A 20,333-nucleotide genomic window follows, 5' to 3' on the forward strand; every position below is an offset into this window, starting at 1 on the left:
TAGATTTCCGCTGTTGCGGATACCATCATTATGGAGAATTTCCGAACTACTTCAATTAGCTGTCTATATTGAGGTGGCCGTTAGGCCGCACAGCGGCCGCTGAGCTCCGCAACCGTGGCCGCTGGCCACCGCCGTATGCAATAACATTTCTCCTTAATTTTTATTTATTTATATATTACATCTATGTATCTGTTATAGTTGTCTACAATATCAGTACTGTAAGAACCATTATTCAGACAGTATTCATTTTTTACTTATTATTGATAATGCTGGCGTATTGTTCATCGGCTTTTCAGGTTCTATAAATTCCAAATGCCATACTCAACAGCAAAAAAATAACACCCCAGCAGGAGTGTTCTTCTCATATCCCAATAAACATTCGTTTCATAAAAGTATTAGCCCAAACAAACCATGCTGCAATCCTATCAGTGTATCTACCCCCCAATATCCATGGCTCATTTACTTTAAAAGTACTTCGTCCATCTTTTTTTCCATCAAATTTTAATTCTAATGTTCTCCGTACAACGCATAGCGGAATGCCGGACAATTTTACAACTAGTTCAACCATCCCGATCGACAATGATGTTTCTTTTTTTGAAAAGAATCATTCGATTTATCCACACTTTCTGATACTTAATCAGCTGCTATCTATTTTACTTTTGATGCTGAATTGACAACGTACACCTACAACGCATAAAGAAATTTTGACACTGTCCATATTTAAAATCCATACGAGTATTGAAAATATACGTCCTATCCTAGCATCTATTGTTTATCCTCTAAACACCTCCTGCATTCCGCACTTCCGAATGCTTCCAGCTGCCCATAATGTCATATTCACAGGCAAAAAAATAACACTCACACTTGAGTGTCAGCCCTTTTAAACTTATAAACCTCATCCCCACATCACAAGAGGAATAGGTCAATAGAAAGCGTACGATTCTTTTCTTCCTCCGCTAACTTCACATCACCCTCAGCCTTTTCATATTGCTCACTGATGTCATGGTATTCATCAAGGGTATTGGCAAAGGCTTGGTCACCTACACCACCCGCTTGAGCACCAAACGAGTTTACAAAGGCTGAAAGATTTCCAGCATCATAATTCGACTTACCCTCTGTAATCGTAAAGCTATCCATGTAGAAGCTGTTGTTATTGGGATGACGCGCTCTAGCAGGCTTGATACCTACCATGTTTTCACCAATTAAATTCTTGATGATTGGAGCACTCGTAGCTTTACCACTACCAGTTGTATCACCATATTTGTAAGATGCTATGGTCGGAATGTCCTTGCCTCTCCAAATTACATACCAGTAATTAGGGTGCATATCATAAGAACCACCTGCATCACCCCTGTTAAACTCATAAACATTATCTTCATCATAAGGCATAAAGCCCGATTTATTACCCATTATGTCTGATTTAACAGGCGTAGTGTTACTACTTACAAACCGCAAGAAACTATCTTTACCTATGTGCTCATTACAACCTACAGTTGTTTTACCAACTGTATGGGTTTCATAACCCGTAATCGCTGCCCACTGGAATGTAATCGTTGGTATGCCGCCTATGTCTTTTAAAGACTTTAACCAACTAATTCGCCTCTCTGTGAGACGAAGTGAACCATCTAGTGGCTCTTTTTCCTCGGGCTCTTTTTCATACTTGATAAACAACTCTCTGTCTGGATTCGTCCAGTTTGTTGGACCAAGACTACCCGGTGTAGTTCCTGTCTTTCCAGACTCGGATTGATTATCTTTCGCTTCTTCATAAGTCTGATAAGGCTCCGGCTCATCTGGCGTATTATCATCAACGATTACCCAATCCACTACCTTGTATTCTTCTTCATCTTCAATTTCATACGTTGCAGTGGTGGGTATCTTCTCAGATGTTGTCTTAGAAGGTGTGGTAGCCTCTGGACTGTCATAGTACATCTTCGTTACGTTGGTGTACTGAGGTGGAACGTATGGGACTATCTCCTTGTCGCCATCCTGAAATTCAGGGGGTGGAGGTGGAATAATACCAACCTTTATGTCTACATAGATAAATGCACCTTGTAAACTTCCATTGTCCTGCCCAAAGTTTAATTGCAACCCATTTTCTACTGGAGTAATATGTTTCTGACTACCAGCGAGACCCAGCTTTGAAACTTGACTATTTTGACTAACCGTAGTCGCTAACTTTACCGAATCATCCCATTGCTTTATCTTTTGCTCCGTTAACTCTGGGTCTTGGGTATGTGACTTAACTTCTTCAGTGATGTTTGCTTTGCCATTATTATCATAAAACTGCAACCCACCACCATCATTAGTGATATTTAAGTAACCAGCCGTAACTTGCTTGTTCGTCATATAACCCGCTATGAGGTTGTATGTCTTAACTTGACCACTCTTTCCATCATCCGATGAACTAAATGCTTCGGATTCTTTAGGTGCAGTGTAGGTACTACCCGTTACCGCTGCTGTTGAAGCATTGTTCGCCTTTCGATTCACTACCTCTGGATAATTAGTGATTGCTTCATAAATCGAAAGCTCATTACCATCTGCATCATAAATGTGATACAGTGTAGAATCTTCTTCATCTGGCGTTAATAGCAATCCCGCCCTGAGAAAATCTTCCTCAGTTAAATCATAATAATAATTTATTACTGGAAGTTGCTGTACTTTGCTCCATTGCATGAATACACCTATACCATAAGACAATCTCATGATGTCTCTGTTGTTGCGCATCCATGAATAATCACCCTGAATACCGGGGTCTAACGGTTTGTATTCAAGTCCCAGCCCCGGATACTTCATGTTAGGCTCAAGCATAACTGATGTAGCGGTGTTGCGAGCTAATGAAGGAGCTACACCAGAAGTGTCGCCCAGAATTGTGTCATTACCTTTCCAGTTGACAATGTCACGCATTGTAGCTGCCGTATAAACTCCATTTACTGGAGTGTATACACCGGGCTCTACAGTGAACATATAGGTGCCTTGCTGTGCACCTGCCCATTCATCATAGTAGATACCATTCTTGTAGTCATTTTCTCCTACTTTACCAAAACCACTCGATTGATTAGCATAACTACCATTCGCTACTTTCGCTAACCATAACGCCTGATTGATAACCTCACTTTGAGTGAAGAATGTTTTTACATTAGTCGTACTGCTAGCATTTGTACCAATCGGCAACGGGAACGACATTGTTTGTCCTGAATCATTCTTATAAGATGCATAGTTTACAAATACACGACCCAATGGCGATGTAGACGTTTTGGCGTAGTAGTCATACCTATCACTCATTGCATCACTATTGCCGTTTTTATAATACCATAGCGAGTCTGTGAAATTGGAATGCTGCACTACTTTGTATGCTGGATTCGCTGATGCCCAGTCGTATGTAGCTACCTTAATTATCTTTGTCCAATCAGCCCCATCTTCACCTAGCGTCTGTGAACTATCTGTGGCTCGTGGTGCCCAGTAGAGTGTGACTCGTAAGAATTGTGCATTTCCACCTGCCCATTGGTTACCAGCTAATGGTCCTGAACCACTAAACTGTGGTCCCGGAGAAGCTGAGCTAAAACCAGCACCAAATGCCGTTGTGATGGTGGAGATGAACAATAGGAAAGCCACAAATAAACTAAATATCCTCGATATTCTGCTTCTTCGTTGCATCTGTTTACCTCCTGTTGAAACTTATCTCATTTAGAGTTGGATTGGGATGTCCTCGTGGTGTGATTGTCATTTTTGAAATTTCCTCCTTATACCAAGAGGAGGTGTGATGCTCTAAACATCACACCTCTCTAGTTTGACTTGAAAATATTCATGCCATTATTAACATTACTTGACGAACTGCCAACGTCCATTGTGATACTCAAAGAAAACATTATCATCAGACCAAACGCCAGTGGTCAAGTCTGCGTGAATGTCTGCTACCATACCCTCAGTTGGATTGGAAATCTTTTCGAGCTTCTCCATGCCTGCGCCATGAATCATAGCCCACTCAGTCTCCCAGAAAATATAGTTGCCTTTCTGCAAGTACTGTCCCTGCATGTTGTCATAGAAATCGGCAGGAGCTATCGAACCAACTTTAATTGTTGCACCAGTGATTGGAGAAGCAACGCCAAGGTAAATACCACCCTTGCCATCACCACCTAAACCAAGTACGCCAGTCTCTGGGTCTCTAGTGACCTTAACGCCATTGATAACCATTCCCTCTGCTGGATAAACCATTCCAGTATAAGAACCTACATTACTACCATCTGGCAACTCGTAAATGCCCTCGGGCATTTCAATGATGGTATCATCGTCCTTGAGCTCTACGCGTGGCATATATCCATACAGTCGATTGATGATGGTGCAGGTTTCAGTTCGAGTGGTTGCAGACTTCGGCTTGTAACCATTTCCACTACCCTCTAGTAAACCCATTCCATACGCTGTCTGAATATAAGAACGATAAGTGGAGTCTGCCTGATTGAGGTCGCCTATCTTAGAAGCATCAAAGGTAATGCCTGTGGTGTCCTCATTGCGAATTGCTTTCGCAGAATTGACAAGCACCATCGCCATCTTTTCTCTGGTGATTGGTGTGTTGGCTTCTGAGGACATGCTGGACGGGATAATGCCAAGCTCAATAGCTGGGTCAATTACTCGCGCTGGCCATCCCTTGCTATCATCTACCTTATTACCCGCTTCAAGTATAAGGGACAATAACTCCGCTGTGGTGATGCTACGGTCTGGGTCAAACTTAACCCCACCATTTCCATCTGGCGTACCATTGATACCACCCGCCATAAACAGTGCATCTATCTGAGATTCGCCCCAGTGTCCCTTAATTGCAGAGTTGTAGTCACTAAAATCTTTAATGCTACCTAATCCCTGCTCCGGTGCTGGCTGACCCGGATCACTTCCATCATACTCAATGCTATCTGTAGCTGTGGTGGAGCGGGCTATCGGAGCCGCTGCGGAAATCGCATCTACTTCCCCTACCTCCATCACTATACTCCCATCCATAGTGATTAAATCACTAACATCCTCCGTATCTAGCGCTATCGCCGATACCGTTCCCTGCGCTATTACCGCTACCGCCACTAACATCGGTATCAATATGCGCTTCACCTTAATAAATTGAGTTTTCATAAATGCTTATGCCTCTCTTTCTAAAATTTACACTACCTCTTTCAGATATGTGTATGTAATATGGATGATTATCCCCCCTTAATTTTGCTCCTTTTTGTGATGCATCTTCAATCTTTCAGCTGCACCACGAGCATCAGCGTATTTCCATTATATTGCTGATTTGCTGGCATTACAAGACATGATTTGACATTTTCCCTATGTATTTTCTTTCTCAGTTTCAAGCCCCCAGTTTTAAACTATATGCATTTTTCAACATTCTGTACAGATGGTTTTTCACCCCTTCAGTCCCTATCTACGATCCTGATGCCGATGGGCGTATTGATGAATGTTTATTTCTCATCCGTAATGCTTCTTTTCTCAAATCCCGAAATAGGTTAGCGAATTATATAAGGTACCATGCAAACTTACATGCTGCTGCGTACTGTATATAAAATTCAATCTGCTATCTTATATAATTATCATATAAAAACACATGCTATTGTTTATTATAGTTATAATTCCATATGCTATTTTTTCAACTTATCTGCTGTATTGCAATCTGTAGAGCTATCTTTGCTGTCTTTCTATGTTATCGCTCTAAAACATCATGCTGCTTGTGCCATGTATAATGGGATTATTCGTAATGCATCCGCGGGGCTTTCTGTGCTTCGCTCTTTTTTGTCCAATGCATAATAGTTAACTCTATCTCCATTCAATTTCAGGGCATTTTCAGCATATATCCCCGGGAATTAGCTGGTACTTTTATTCAGGGGGAGGGGAGAAAATAGGTTCGCAAATTTCTCTACCAATGCACCGTGACCTGATTACACTGATTAGGCATTTTCCAATATGCCTTGAGAGGACATAAACAAAGTCACCAGAATGCTTCTGGTGGCTCTGATGCTTTTGTTTTTTTATATCCGAGTTGGTCAGATTTTGCCCGAGATAAACCTCTATTTATCATATTTTTCTACTGCTATCAACCGTATTGACCTGTTTCAGATTGGACTTGAAGTCATAATCTAATATAAAATGTTCCTTTTCCATGCCTTACCATCACTGGTTATCCTTTGAATTGCTACGCTGCGTGTTTTTTCAAATGATATCCTAAAATCATTTACCCTTGTCGTACCTAAGTCAACTCACTTTTTTCTCATTTTGCTGCATAATTTTTTTCACCACTGTATCACTTGACGTATCGCTATCAAATCATCAATGTATCATTACATCTCAAATTCAAAAAATTTTTTTACCTAGGTTGTACGTGCAATGTATCCCTAATTTTTGTTTACTGCTTCACATCCAAAATCTACTGTTTTACTTTCTTCATACGCTTTTACCCTCCTATAAAATGTAGACCTGCTGATCTCTAAAAGCTTTGCCGCCTGCTCTGATGTTATCTTATCGTCACACCACTGCTTATAAACAGCTTCAAAATTGTTTATTGTTTTCGGCTTACGTCCTTTATATTTCCCGGCTTGCTTAGCAATTTGAATACCTTGCATCTGTCTTTCCAATATCTGCTTTCGCTCCAATTGCGCAAAGCATGCAAGCATACTTAGGAAGAATTCGCCATAGTGGTCTGCGCTCGTAAAATGTGGACTAAGACAAACCAAACTTGCCTTTTGCTCAGTAATTCTATCTACGATCGTCAGTATATCACGGGTGTTTCTTCCCAATCTATCTATACTCAACACAGTAACCGAATCGCCTTCGCGTAATTGATTTAGCATTATACTCAGTTCCACACGCTCCATATTTGCACCAGACGCCTTATCCAGATAAACCTTATCGTAGTCACCTTGTTTTGCTTGTTCTATCTGTCTTGCTTCATTTTGATCTGCTGTACTTACTCTGGAATAAAAGAATTTCATCTTAAAAAACCTCGTTTCTCTTGTTCATCACTAGTCACTTGAATGCTTCAAGTCCCATTTTCACCCATATCACCTCATTGACACACCCTATGCTTCATTAGACTATACCCCATTGAGCGTTTCATTTACATCCTCATTTAAACACAAAAACCCCCTTTTGATACTGCTTTGAAACACTTATGAGACTGTAAATGACACTTCCCATTTGACTTATCCCATATTATCCGCTATGCCTGTTCCACCTCCATTGTACACATACAATCACCACACAGAATATTAACTTCTCTTGTTGCCCTTACGCTCATGCCGCATGATGGGCAAATATATTTCCGTGTACTCGACTTCTTTTTTCCGGTTGGGGCAGACGGAAATAGATTATCATCCCGGTGATGATCAATACCCAATTCCATAAGCCCGTTGTCTTTCAATACTGCAATAAACCCTGTGCTTGGTGTGGTTTTGCTGTATCCGATATATGGCGCATACTCAATAAGAAGTCCACGCTTTTCTGCTTCTGCTTTAAAAAGCTTATTGTGATATCGTCCTCCCTTTGATGTATCAGCAATACCATTTACTATGCAATAAAGATGTACCATTTCATGTTGTAAAGTAGCTAACACATTTTCAATTGGCCTGTTTAAATGCTCTGCACTAATGTTGATTTCATAATAACTGGCTGCATCGTCTCGCCAAACCTCATGTGTAGTGATATATCCATACGCCTTGGGTCGTGATTGTATTGTAATCATCACTTTTGGCAGTGCACTTCCAAAATAAACCCTATTCAGAATATCAAAAGCTTTCTCCAGCATAGCATTGTCTTGTGCAATCATTAGAAAATCCCTACCTTATCTATCATCTATACATAATCTATATCCAAACGCTATATTTCAGGTAGAATATGAAAAAAAGAGCACTCAACCGCAAATGTTGAGTGCTCTTTTCACGAATTTTATGTATTTCATTCTGTTGGGCTGGTCGGATTCATTTCAGTTTTGTTGACCGCTTCTTTAGTGCTGCTTTTCACCGCTGAACACAGCATTTGTATTTTCCCTTTGCTATCCATTTTTATACCATTTATTGCACCTAGTTCATGCAATGTCTTAATTTTTTCTTCAGCCATCATACCATGAAAAAACCTACTGGACACCACTTCATACTCTGTACCGACTTTCCCGACCACAGTATACATGATGTTGACAATGCAATCACTTTCGAACTTGGGGGAGAGAGAGCCAATACCTGTCTTAACCATATAGTTATTGCAAAAATTCCTGTCTACTGTTAATTGCCCGCTGCTATCCAGTTGAAACCCGAAGACTTTGTTCCCTGCTTTGATTGCGTTTTTGACCTGTTTGGCTGTCATACCCACCATTTCTTTGTTTTCGCTAGAGTAGCATTCAAACCCAACGCTCCGTTTACCAAGCATCACTTCGTTAATCAATACTTTACACATGGTTTTGTTTCTCCTTTTCCTATTATTTCCCTCTTGATGCTTGTATATTGTAACGCTGGGACAAATGAGAAACTATGGTGATTATGTAAGGAATTATTAAGTTAATTTGATCTGATTGCACATTCATTTCTTATACTAAAAAGCCTATTAACATTGTGTTAATAGGCTTTTTCTTTATATGGAATAGTTATACCACAACACCTCTGTTCGTCTGTTGTCTGCTTTACCGCCAACAGAGGTTTTAGTGGGGATTTCAATTTTGTTCCAATCACATAGGCGTTCATTATATAAATCATTATCATAATTGCTGATAATCATCTTACATTTTGCCTTACAAACTTTTTCTAAAAACTTTTTGTGGTCCTCATGTTCAAAAGGATGTTTGTAAACCGGACTACCCAAATCTTTCTTTTCGGTCTTAGTGTCAAGATAGCTTGGGTCCGCATAGCAAAACACATTGGGTTGGTCTATATAACTATTCGCATCAAAATATGCGAGTGCATCGGCTTGGTTTACTTGAACACCTTCTAACCTATCTGCAACATCATACAGTCGGTCAATTTGCCTATAATAATCTTCTTGGCTTTTATACTTGTATGAAGTCCAATACTTTCCCATTGCGTCACGGCTTTGTGCATATACCACGTATGTAGCTACTGCAAGGTCAATCTCCGAAATGTCATATAATTCATATTGGGGGTAAGCTATCGTGTAGTCCCCAACATCCAACTCTTCTAATTCTTTTTTGCCTTGCGCTTTATGGCCTGACGATGATTGTTTGTCTTGTTTCTTTTTATCTGGCTTCGGATTATATTTTTCACGATTCGTATGGTAGGTATCATACGAATCCTTAAAGGTTTTCCAATTATTAAGAACAAATTTAGCTTCTTTCATTTCATCAGGAGTTAACTGGTAGTCTGGGCATTGCTCCATCTTTCTCGTTATTTTCTCATAAAACCTCATTAAGTCTTTGGAAACTTGGACTCCAATGGAATCGTCAGCCTTATTACGGATATCTAACGCCCAATCAAATTGTTCCTGACTATATTCCGTTTCATAGAGCCGGGCAATCAATTCATGTGCCGTATCTTGATTGCTCATCATGCTAACAAATGCACATAATCCAGCAGAAGAATCATTATAGATTTCTACATCATGCCGCGCTTTATTGAGCAAAACCCTACACGCGCCACCAAAAGGCTCTAAATAAATATCTGTTCCATCGTAATCAATTAAATCACAAATCAATGGTGCAAGCCTTGCTTTACCGCCAAAGTAGCTGAACATAGATAGCGTTTTCATTACTCATCCATCCGTTTCCGATATTGGTAATTCTGGTAACTCTGGTAACGCGCTCTTTCGAAATGACATAACCTTTATCGCTTTGTCTTTCTCAGGTTCCTTTACCGTGCAGTCATATCTTCCAGTGCTACATTTTGCATAACCTTTCTGCTTCAACCGTCTCTTTAACTCCGTCAAGTCTATATCAGCATACTCGCTATCCCTTATCAAGTCCTGAAATTCCTTTACAGGGATATTATAACACATCTCACCTTTTATTGTGGTTGGGAATGCCATTCCCTCTGCGATACAATCTGTTACCATCGCCAGAATAGCGTTTAATACCTCATCACTGATGGTTCCCTCATCATCAAAGCTTTCACACTTCAAATCATAATAATTGTTTTCAATGCACTTTGCTAAATCCGTGAAAACAATCCGGGACGCGATAACGCCATATTCGCGTAAGGATAATAAATTATCAACTAGCTTGGGCATTGCAGCAGATATTTTTCCGGTCTCTTTACCATCCCTATCTAATGCCGTGATAACAAGCCGCTCCCTACCGTTCTGAGCAGACTTCTTGCGCTCTACAATAAATTTGAACTCAATTTCTGGCGCACCGCTATTGTTCTTTTGGTCTAATACTTTCTGATAAGTAAAAGATTGTTCCTGCTTGTTAAACACAATCTGCTTAGCCATAATCTTTCGTCCGTCCATTCTGCTATATACTATATATAATAACAGAAAAAACCAAGCATGTAAATACTATCATGCAAGTCATACAAATCATACAAGTAAACTCATTTAATTGTCATCACTTGGTTAAGTTGATAATATCGAAAAAAACCGCTTATTTTTACAAATAAGCGGTTGCATATATTTTTAATTTAGAATAAAATAATAATGGAGGCCTTTGGATGGTATCTCCCCCAGTCAAGCACGCTACCAGCTGCGCTACACCCGGATATCTGTATTTTGCCTTGCTAAAATAGAATACCAAATGTCCGTAGAAATGTCAAGAACTTTTTGTTGTTTTCCGTAATTTTCAGTAGGCCTCCTAACGGGCAAGCCGGGCAGCGGATCGGCTGCTACCGACCCGCTGCCCTTCCCCAATATTTCAACGAGAATACGATCAAACGATAACCTTATGGAAGGTCTTCTTCCCCTTTTTGATCATGCAGCCCTCGGCAAAGCGTTTCTGCTCCAGCATACACTTAGGATCGGTCAACTTTTCTCCGTCAAGAGACACACCGCCGCCTTGCACCAGCTTGCGTGCCTCGCTGTTCGAGGCCGCAAGGCCGCACCGCACAAGCAGCGTCAGCACACCGATTTTGCCGTCGGCAAAATCCTCGGCCACCAATTGGGTGGTAGGCATGTTTTCGCTTGCACCGCCGCTTACAAAAATACTCTTTGCCGCTTCCATTGCCTTGTCGGCTTCCTCTTTGCCGTGAACCAGGCTGGTCAATTCAAAAGCGAGTATCTCCTTGGCACGGTTGAGCTGCGCCCCCTCCCACTTGTCCATCTCCTCGATCTGCTCAAGCGGCAGGAAGGTCAGCATACGGATGCATTTGAGCACATCCGCATCATCGACATTGCGCCAATACTGAAAGAAATCATAGGGGGATGTTTTGCTCGGGTCCAGCCAAACCGCTCCTGCGGCCGTCTTGCCCATCTTCTTCCCCTCTGCGTTGAGCAGCAGTGTGATGGTCATTGCGTGTGCGTCCTTGCCCAGCTTGCGGCGGATCAGCTCGGTGCCGCCCAACATGTTGCTCCACTGGTCATTACCGCCAAACTGCATATTGCAGCCGTAGTTTTTGAAAAGATAATAGAAGTCGTAGGACTGCATCGGCATGTAGTTGAACTCGAGAAAGCTCAGCCCCTTTTCCATCCGCTGCTTGAAGCACTCCGCACGCAGCATATTGTTGACCGAGAAGCACGAGCCGACCTCGCGAATGAAGTCGATATAGTTCAGCTGCATCAGCCAGTCCGCATTATTGACCATGAGCGCCTTACCCTCACCAAATTCGATAAAACGCTCCATCTGCTTTTTGAAGCAATCGCAGTTATGCTGGATGGTCTCCACCGTCATCATCGAACGCATATCCGAGCGACCGGAGGGGTCTCCGATCATCGCAGTACCACCGCCGATCAACGCGATAGGCCTATTGCCCGCCATCTGCATACGCTTCATCAGGCACAGCGCCATAAAGTGCCCCACATGCAGGCTGTCCGCCGTCGGGTCAAAGCCGATGTAAAAGGTCGCCTTGCCCGCGTTGATCATTGTGGCAATCTCGTCCTCATTGGTGACCTGCGCGATCAGACCGCGCGCCTTGAGTTCTTCGAAAAGTGTCATTTTATTTTCTCCTCGTCATATGATCTATTTTCCAAGGCGGGCTTGTCCATCAAGGCGCGCGTTCTTTTCTGTTCTCATGGATGATGACCATTGCCGCACCCCCGTGAGGCCGCTGCAAGCAGTTCCTCGGCGTTTTGCCGCGCGGCATCGCTGATTTGCTCGCCGGACAGCAGCCGCGCCAGCTCATCGACACGCCGCGCATGATCCATGGGTCGAACGTCGGTATAGCTTCGGTCGCCCTGCACCGACTTGGAGATCAGCAGATGGTGGTCGCCCATGGCGGCGATCTGGGGTAGATGAGTGACACACAGCGTTTGCTTTTTGCGGGCAATCGCTGACAGTTTCTTGCCAATTTGCTGCGCCGCGTGGCCAGACACACCGGTATCGATCTCATCGAAGATGAGCATACCGACATCCTCCCCCGCTGTCAGCACGTTTTTCAGCGCGAGCATGATACGGCTCAGCTCGCCGCCCGACGCTACCTTGGACAGTGGTTTTTCCGGCTCGCCCGGGTTGACCGATATCTCAAACGTTACAGTGTCAAAGCCGTAGGCAGTCAGCTTTGAGCCGGTATGCACCGCAATGCGCATTTTCACCTTTTCCATGTCTAACTCGCTCAGCTCACGCACGATCGCGGCCTCGAGCCGCGCCGCTGCCGCCCGGCGCGCCGCCGTCAACTTAGCCGCCAGCGCCTTGGCCTCCGCAAGCTGCGCGCGATACTGCTCACGCAGCGCTTCGCGCCGGTCATCCGTATGCTGCAAGCCGTTCAGCTCAGTGGTGATCCTTTGCTGATAGGCAAGGATCTCCTCGATCGTGCCGCCATACTTTTGCTTTAAGCGATAAATCTCGTCTAGCCGCTGCTCGACTAGCTCACGCTCGGCGGGAGAGAAATCAAGAGTATCGCTCTGCCCTGCCACGCTGCCCCGCAGGTCGGCTGCCAGACACCGTATCTCCTCGGCCTGCTCGGCCAGCGCATCAAATGCATCGGAAATCTCGCGCAGCTCTGCGATCGCATCGGCAGCACGGTCGAGCAGTTCACAGGCGCCACCCGTTTCATCGTCGCCGCCCAGCGCAAGGCGCGCCTGCTCCAGCGCGACCGCTACACGACCCGCGTGGTCGAAATACGCCTTGCGGCGTGCAAGCGTCTCATCCTCGCCAGCGGTCAGCCGCGCCTGCTCGATTTCCTCCCGGTGGAAAGTCAGCATGTCCACGCGCTGTAAGCGCTCCTGCTCACCGGTCTCGAGTGCAGTGATCTCGCGGCGCAGTGTGATCAGCGCCTGATATTTCCGCCGGTATGCCTGCAGCAGCGCACTGTTTTCCGCATATCCATCCAGATAGTCGATATGATGCTGCTCATCGAGCAGCTTTTGCCCATCATTTTGGCCGTGTATGTCGATCAGATAGGGCGCGAGCTGCCGCAGCACTGCGGCCGAAACCGGCTTCATATTGACGCGGCTGGCGCTTTTGCTGTCCGCCGTGATCTGGCGCTGGATATGCAGCGTGTCCGGCTCCTCACCGGAGAGCTGCAGCTCGTCCAGCAGCGCGCGCAGCGCGGGTGAAAGCGCGGTGAACACTGCACTGACAAAGCCGCGCTGCGCGCCCGCGCGCACCAGATCGCGGCTGACGCGGCGCCCCAGCACAGCACCGATCGCGTCAATCACGATGGATTTGCCTGCGCCGGTCTCGCCGCTCATAACAGTAAGACCGCTTTCCAGCTCGATGTCCGCCCGCTCTATCACAGCGATATTTTCGATATGGAGTAATTGCAGCATAGCCGCGTCCTCCTCTACTTATTTTAGTATCTCATGTGCCTGCTTGCTGAATTGTGCCGCACTGTCATCGTCCTTCATAACAGCGAACACCGTATCATCGCCGCCCAGCGTGCCGATCACCTCGGGCACGCGCATGGCATCTATCGCCATGGCGGCCGCTTGGCCAAGTCCGGGCAGTGTTTTGATGACTACAATATTGCGTGCGCTGTTGATCTCGGTCACGCACTCTCGAAAAATGTTGCGCAGGCGTGTGGTGAAGCTGTCGCCCGCACCGGCTGCGGCGGCAGCATATTTGTATTTTCCGGTTTCGACGGACAGCGTTTTTATCAGCCGCAGCTCCTTGATATCGCGTGAAACGGTGGCCTGTGTCGTGCTGTAACCCAGCGCGCGTAGATGGTCGGTCAGTTCCTCCTGCGTCTCGATCTCGAAACGGTCGATCAAATCAAGTATTTTGGCCTGTCTCTGGAATTTCATCTACCGCCCCTCCTCTGCTCAGAGCTTTTGCTGCAAGATGGTATAAAAGCTGTTGCCTTTCAGGCGCACTAGCCTGGTGCGCAGTGAGGAACGGGTGATTTCGATCCGATCCGTCGGCCGGACGGCAAAGCCCTGCCCACCATCGGCTGAGATAAATACCTCACTGCCGCCCTCGCACGCTGCCGAGAGCGTAATGCGCCGCTCCGGTGCAAAAACAAAGGATTTAGCCGCCAGCGCGTGCGCACAGATCGGGATGACCGAAAGGTTTTCCGCGCACGGTTCAATGATCGGCCCGCCGGCGGAAAGGCTGTACGCGGTCGAGCCGGTCGGCGTGGAGACGATCACGCCGTCGCCGTTCATATGGGCGACCTCCTCATCGTCCGCCGCGATCCGCACGCGCACGACGCGAAACGCCGTGCCCTTTGCCACCACGATATCGTTAAGCGCGTCGTTTTCATATACGATCCGTCCGTCCCGGTGCACCGCAACATGCAGCATCATACGGCTGTCGATTGTATAACGGCCGGCAAAGAGCTTTTCCATCTCGTCCAGCTCATCCGGCTCAAGCTCGGTCATAAACCCGATATGGCCGACGTTGATGCCAAGCAGCGGCAGCTGTTGCATAGCGGCCGCGCGCGCAAGGCGTAGCATCGTGCCGTCCCCGCCGAGTACGATCGCCAGATCGGAAACGCGTAGCGCTCCGTCGGTCTCCATATAGTCTACCCCTGCCGCAGTATACCCTGCGGCGCGCAGCGGCATCGGCAGCAGCAGACGCACATCATCACGCCGCAGCCTGTCGCACACCGCGGGCAGCAACTCATGCGCGCCCTCTTTTCGTGCATTCGGATAAAGGAAAAAGATCTTTTTGCTCATACATCCAACTCCGTATGAGCCTCGCGCACGATAGCCTGCAAGTCGGGGACTACCGGCTCGCCCTGCTTGGCCAGATAACCCAAAAATTCTATATTTCCTTCCGGCCCCTTGATGGGCGAAAAGGTCACATCCCGCACGGCAAAACCCGCTTCGTTCGCATGGGTGACAAACTGCCGAAGCACATCCAGATGGGTCTCCGCCTCGCGCACAACGCCCTTTTTGCCGACCTTGCCTTTGCCAGCCTCAAACTGTGGCTTGATCAGACAGGCCACACGGCCGTCATCAGTCAGCAAGCCAGACACGACCGGCAGCACCAGCCTGAGCGAGATAAAGGACACGTCGATCACGCAGAGAGACGGCGTCTCCTCCAGCATATCGGGTGTGACATAGCGGATATTGGTGCGCTCCATGCACTTGACGCGCGCATCCTGCCGCAGGCTCCAAGCCAACTGGCCATAGCCCACGTCGATGGCATAGACCTTGCGCGCGCCGCGGCGCAGCAGGCAATCGGTAAAGCCGCCGGTAGACGCGCCGACATCCATCACGACCAACTCCACAGGGTCGATCGCAAAATAGTCGAGCGCCTTTTCAATCTTCTTGCCCCCGCGGGAGACAAAATTGTTGCCGTTGTCCCGCACCTCGAGCGCGGCGTTTTCATCCACCATGTCGCCCGCTTTACCGGCCTTTTGCCCACCGATATAAACAATACCCTCCATGATCGCGGTCTTGGCGCGCTCACGCGAGGGGCAAAGCCCTTTTTCGTATAACAGGACATCCAAACGCTTTTTAGCCACGCGCGCCCTCTCCCATTGTTGGATTTTGCATGATAAAATCTGCAATGCTCTGCGCATCAATGCCGCAGCAACGGTATATCTCCGGCACACTTCCATGCGGCAGGAACCGGTCTCCCGTGTTGAGCAAGTCAACGCGGCCGTTGTGCTGCGCGCTCATCGTTTGCCCTACGCCGCCTGTGCGAACAACATCTTCAACCACGACGCACCAATCCGCCATCTGTGCGGCGGTCTGCGCAAGCGTTTGCTCGGTGGTCTCATCAATTTCGTTCAGCTTCCAGACCTCGGCCTCAATGCCATGCTCGGCAAGCAGCGCGGCGGCGGCCAGCGCCTCGTTTACCATGATGCCGTAAGTGAGCAGCGAAACCTCCGGCTGTGCGCACGCCCGCACATGCACGATCGGCGCGGCCGAGGTATCGTCCTGAAACGCGCCCTCGCCGCCGCGCGGATAGCGGATAGCCACCGGCCCGTCCTCCCGGTAGATCGCACGGGACATCATGCTGCGCAGCTCGGCAAAATTTGACGGGCAAAACACCCGCAGTCCGGGGATCGAGCGAAGAAACGACACATCCAGCACACCATTATGCGTCGCGCCGTCCGCGCCGACAATACCTGCGCGGTCCACGCAGAGCACAACGTGTAAATGGCTGATCGCCACATCGTGCACCAGCTGGTCATAGGCGCGCTGCAAAAAGGTAGAGTACAGCGCGACCACCGGCACCGTACCCTGCGCCGCCAATCCTGCTGCCATTGCTACCGCGTGCTCCTCCGCGATACCCACGTCAAAAAAGCGGTCGGCAAACCGCGTGGCAAAGTCATTCAGCCCGGTGCCTGACGGCATCGCTGCTGTGATCGCACAGATGCGTGCGTCCTTCTCCGCAAAGGTGCACAGCGTCTCGCCAAAGCAGGCAGAAAAATCCGCCTTACCGGACGCGGCAGGCACTCCGGCCGCTGCATCAAATGGGCTGACGCCGTGATATTGTTCCGGCTGCTGTTCACTGGGCGTATAGCCGCGCCCCTTCTGAGTCATCACATGCAGCAGCACCGGTTTTTTCATCTTTTTTGCCTGCGCGAGCAGCTCACACACGCTTTTCAGGTTATGCCCATCTACCGGGCCCAGATAGGTAAACCCCATCTGTTCAAACAGCGTGGTAGGCAGCAAAACGCGCTTCATCCGTGCTTTGATACGCGAAATATGCCGCGTAAGCGCACCGCCGCCCGGTATCCGTGCCAAACGCTCCTTAACGCGGGTCTTGGCATCCAGATAGCCCGAACTGACGCGCAGACGCGACAAATGCCGGCTCAGTCCGCCGACATTTTTTGCAATAGACATATTGTTGTCGTTCAATATGACCAACAGCGGTTCGCCCGATGTGCCGGCGTTGTTGAGCGCTTCGTAAGCCATGCCCCCGGTCATCGCACCGTCACCGATCACGGCGACCACATGATATTTCTGGTTTTTCAGCGTGCGCGCGTGCGCCATGCCGAGCGCGACCGACACCGAGTTCGAGGCATGTCCGGTCACGCATGGGTCGGTCACACTTTCCGATGGCTTCATAAATCCGCTCAAGCCGCCGAACTGGCGGAGCGTATCAAACCGGTCGCGGCGGCCGGTCAGAATCTTATGCACATAGCTCTGGTGGCCGACATCATAAATGATGCGGTCACGCGCAGAATCAAACTCCCGCTCCAGCGCGACTGCAAGCTCGACCACGCCGAGATTGGACGCAAGATGTCCGCCCGTGCGGGATACCGAATCGACCAGAAATGCACGCAGGGACGCGCAAAGCGACTCAAGCGCTTCATAGGACAGCCCACGCAGATCGGCTGGGGACGCTATATTGTCTAAAATACCATATCTTTTCATATTTTTATCTCCAGAACATGGAGGCATTTTTATTTTCTGCCATCCAGCTTGAGCGGCAGCACAGACAACACCCGTCCGCACAGCGCAAGCACCTTGCTGCTGAATGCGATCGCAACGCTTTTGCCCGCGGCCTTGCCGCCGATCGTCGCCGCGGAGACCATGCCGGTGATGAGCAGCGAGACGATGACAACCGTGCCTGCATCCTTGCCCGCCGTGATATTCGCAGTGATAAGCGCGCCGGTCGCACCCGAGATGATGCCGCAGATATCGCCCACAACGTCATTGCAGATGCTCGAGACCTTTTCCGCGTTGCGCGTCATCCAAACAGCCGCCCGCGCACCGCGCACCTTGCGCGCTGCCATCGAGTGAAACTCCTTTTCAGTTGCCGAGGTCGATGCCACGCCGATCATGTCAAACAGGATGCCAAGTCCAATAAACACAAACAGCACCACAAAGGACAGCAGCGTGTTGGCGTTGCGCAGAGCCTCGGTCGAAGCGTAGGACATCACGACCGACAGCAAAAAGCTGGTGCAGGTGATCGTCAGCACCCATTTGAGCTTGATAAGCGGTGGCTTTGGCTGCGGTTGTGACTTTTTCTTCTGTTTATCACTCGATTCCAAGGTCATATGCTCCTTATTCAGAACGCCCCTTGGGGGCTATGTCGTTATAGAGAAAGTGGCGGCAGGCTGAGTTAATCTTGCGGCTTGAGGTTCGGTTGGCTTTCCCCGCGGACTGCCACGCGTCGCCGTCGTGGGGGTTTCCCATTAAAGTCCGTGCCGGGATGTTACCATCACCGGGACCGAATTGCCACTGAGTCCGCACTGCAATCCTCCGCCTGCCTCTGCATATTGAACAGCCTAGGTGCTTTCCACAACAGGCAACACGATTCTTAGCCTCTTTTGCAGGCATGGTTTCAAGCGTCAATTCCCGCGGCGTTCCTGGCCGGGAAACCGCAGGCGGATACGTTATCCACCATGACCACGCAAGGCAGGCTACACTGCACACAGCGCTTTGGCCATCCGCCCTGCGAAAACCGCAGGACAGCCGCCGCCGCACCGCAATACAGGTTTCATCCCGTGCCGTTGGACATCCGTCAATCGAATTTCGATGCTATAGGTGTCCGACAGTCGCGGGTCTCCACGGCGGGAGGGTCGGTACTTCATGCCATTGAAGCGCGCCCTCGAGCCTTAACCTCCAGCATCCACCCCAAACTGGGCGTAAGAAGCAAACACCAGAGACTTCATCGATATGCCCTTCTACGGATTTTTAGGCCCGTCCTGGGAATCGTATGCGCTGACTAGGATACTGCGCCACTTATGTTGCTATTCTATCACACACAACCGCTTTATTCAAGCAAATTGCATAAAAATTCACACCTAATTTACTCTTTCCACCAAGCGAAGTGCAAGCTCGGTCAAAAACACGCTGCCGCCAAAGGCCTCCAGCGCGCCGACCGCCTCCCCAGTCAGCTGCTTGACCAACGCGCGGCATTCCTCTAAACCGAGCAGCGACGGGAAGGTCGATTTCTCGTCCCGTGCGTCCTTGCCGATCGATTTACCGAGCACGGAGGCATCTCCCTCAATATCAAGAATATCATCCTGTATCTGAAAGGCAAGTCCCAACTTTTCGCCGTACTCCCGCGCCTTGGCGAGCAACAGCTCGTCCTCCTGTCCGGCGGCAACGCATCCGACCTCGCAGGCCGCACGGATCAGGCAGCCTGTTTTAAGCTTTTGAAGCAGCCGCAGCCGATCGAGTGGGATATGCTGCTGCTCGCTCGCCAGATCAAGCACCTGCCCGCCGATCATACCGTTCATACCGGCATTTTCACCCAGCAGCCGGATGCAATGCAGCACCTGCGGCGCGGGCAAACCAGCCGCACCGGCCGCGACCTCAAACGCGCGCGTCAACAGACCGTCTCCTGCGAGGATGGCAGTCGCCTCACCAAACACCTTGTGGTTGGTCGGTCGGCCACGGCGCAGGTCATCATCATCCATACACGGCAGATCGTCATGGATCAGCGAATAGGTGTGGATCATCTCCAGCGCGCAGGCAAACGGCATGGCCTTGTGCGTATCGCCGCCGCACAGGCGGCAGAACGCCAGCAAAATGACCGGCCGCAGCCGCTTGCCGCCCGCCAAAGCCGAATATTTGGCAGCTTCAAAGATGCGGTCGTAGCCCTCCCCCGTCTCACACGAGAGATACGCCGCAAGCGCTGACTCAATCTGTGCAATATCCGCTTGCAACTGCGCGTCAAAGCTCATGCCTCGGCCTCCTTTTGATCGAACGGCTGCTCGACCAGCTCGCCCAGCGCGTTTTCCTGCATCACCGTCACCCGCTGCTCGGCCTTGTCGAGCATTTTGCCCAGCGCAGCGGACAGCTTGGTACCCTCCTCAAACAGCTTAATACTGTCGGCCAGCGGCGCTTCGCCCTTTTCCAGCAGACGAACAATCTCTTCCAGCCGTGCCATCTGGCTTTCAAACGTCCTTTCGGCCATT

At 48.6% G+C, this 20,333-nt stretch carries 16 protein-coding genes; all 16 read right to left on the minus strand.

The annotated features are described in order from the left end of the window. Positions 1–906: 906 nt before the first annotated feature. The gene (locus MR935_RS03220) at positions 907–3,654 is read right to left on the minus strand and encodes a hypothetical protein (RefSeq protein ID WP_290570983.1); all 2,748 of its coding nucleotides are present in this window, start codon (positions 3,652–3,654) and stop codon (positions 907–909) included. Between the two features lie 165 nt (positions 3,655–3,819). Then, entirely contained in the window at positions 3,820–5,115 is a 1,296-nt protein-coding gene (locus MR935_RS03225; protein WP_290570985.1) for an S-layer homology domain-containing protein, read from the minus strand. Positions 5,116–6,371: 1,256 nt separating this feature from the next. After that, a complete protein-coding gene (locus MR935_RS03230) occupies positions 6,372–6,968 on the minus strand; it encodes a recombinase family protein (RefSeq protein ID WP_290570987.1) in 597 nt (198 codons plus the stop codon). A 227-nt stretch (positions 6,969–7,195) separates the two neighbouring features. Next, on the minus strand, positions 7,196–7,801 hold the full coding sequence (locus tag MR935_RS03235) for a SprT-like domain-containing protein (RefSeq protein ID WP_290570989.1): 606 nt from the start codon (positions 7,799–7,801) through the stop codon (positions 7,196–7,198). Between the two features lie 128 nt (positions 7,802–7,929). Continuing rightward, a complete protein-coding gene (locus MR935_RS03240) occupies positions 7,930–8,424 on the minus strand; it encodes a hypothetical protein (RefSeq protein ID WP_290570991.1) in 495 nt (164 codons plus the stop codon). A 174-nt stretch (positions 8,425–8,598) separates the two neighbouring features. After that, the gene (locus MR935_RS03245; RefSeq protein ID WP_290570993.1) at positions 8,599–9,726 is read right to left on the minus strand and encodes a DNA adenine methylase; all 1,128 of its coding nucleotides are present in this window, start codon (positions 9,724–9,726) and stop codon (positions 8,599–8,601) included. Positions 9,727–9,729: 3 nt separating this feature from the next. Then, positions 9,730–10,407 (minus strand): hypothetical protein, encoded by a 678-nt coding sequence (locus MR935_RS03250; protein ID WP_290570995.1) that lies wholly within the window; start codon positions 10,405–10,407, stop codon positions 9,730–9,732. Positions 10,408–10,840: 433 nt separating this feature from the next. Beyond that, the gene (tyrS, locus tag MR935_RS03255; RefSeq protein ID WP_290570998.1) at positions 10,841–12,061 is read right to left on the minus strand and encodes a tyrosine--tRNA ligase; all 1,221 of its coding nucleotides are present in this window, start codon (positions 12,059–12,061) and stop codon (positions 10,841–10,843) included. Between the two features lie 74 nt (positions 12,062–12,135). Next, positions 12,136–13,833 (minus strand): DNA repair protein RecN, encoded by a 1,698-nt coding sequence (gene recN, locus MR935_RS03260; RefSeq protein WP_290571000.1) that lies wholly within the window; start codon positions 13,831–13,833, stop codon positions 12,136–12,138. Positions 13,834–13,851: 18 nt separating this feature from the next. Continuing rightward, positions 13,852–14,307, minus strand: coding sequence for an arginine repressor (locus tag MR935_RS03265; RefSeq protein ID WP_290571002.1), 456 nt, complete (start codon positions 14,305–14,307; stop codon positions 13,852–13,854). Positions 14,308–14,325: 18 nt separating this feature from the next. Further along, entirely contained in the window at positions 14,326–15,180 is an 855-nt protein-coding gene (locus MR935_RS03270) for an NAD(+)/NADH kinase (protein ID WP_290571004.1), read from the minus strand. Continuing rightward, positions 15,177–15,974, minus strand: coding sequence for a TlyA family RNA methyltransferase (locus tag MR935_RS03275; protein WP_290571006.1), 798 nt, complete (start codon positions 15,972–15,974; stop codon positions 15,177–15,179). Before MR935_RS03275 ends, MR935_RS03270 begins: the two co-directional genes overlap by 4 nt. After that, positions 15,967–17,838, minus strand: a complete 1,872-nt coding sequence (gene dxs, locus MR935_RS03280) for a 1-deoxy-D-xylulose-5-phosphate synthase (RefSeq protein WP_290571008.1) — start codon at positions 17,836–17,838, stop codon at positions 15,967–15,969. The genes MR935_RS03275 and dxs overlap by 8 nt, the downstream gene beginning before the upstream one ends. A 29-nt stretch (positions 17,839–17,867) precedes the next feature. Beyond that, on the minus strand, positions 17,868–18,458 hold the full coding sequence (locus MR935_RS03285) for a hypothetical protein (protein ID WP_290571010.1): 591 nt from the start codon (positions 18,456–18,458) through the stop codon (positions 17,868–17,870). 756 nt (positions 18,459–19,214) lie between these two features. Further along, entirely contained in the window at positions 19,215–20,099 is an 885-nt protein-coding gene (locus MR935_RS03290) for a polyprenyl synthetase family protein (RefSeq protein WP_290571012.1), read from the minus strand. Then, positions 20,096–20,332 carry an exodeoxyribonuclease VII small subunit gene (gene xseB, locus MR935_RS03295; RefSeq protein ID WP_290571014.1) on the minus strand — a complete coding sequence of 79 codons (237 nt, stop codon included), beginning with the start codon at positions 20,330–20,332 and terminating at the stop codon, positions 20,096–20,098. Before xseB ends, MR935_RS03290 begins: the two co-directional genes overlap by 4 nt. Position 20,333 lies beyond the last annotated feature (1 nt).

The sequence above is a fragment of the Agathobaculum sp. genome (assembly GCF_022775115.1).
Taxonomy (GTDB): Bacteria; Bacillota; Clostridia; order Oscillospirales; family Butyricicoccaceae; genus Agathobaculum.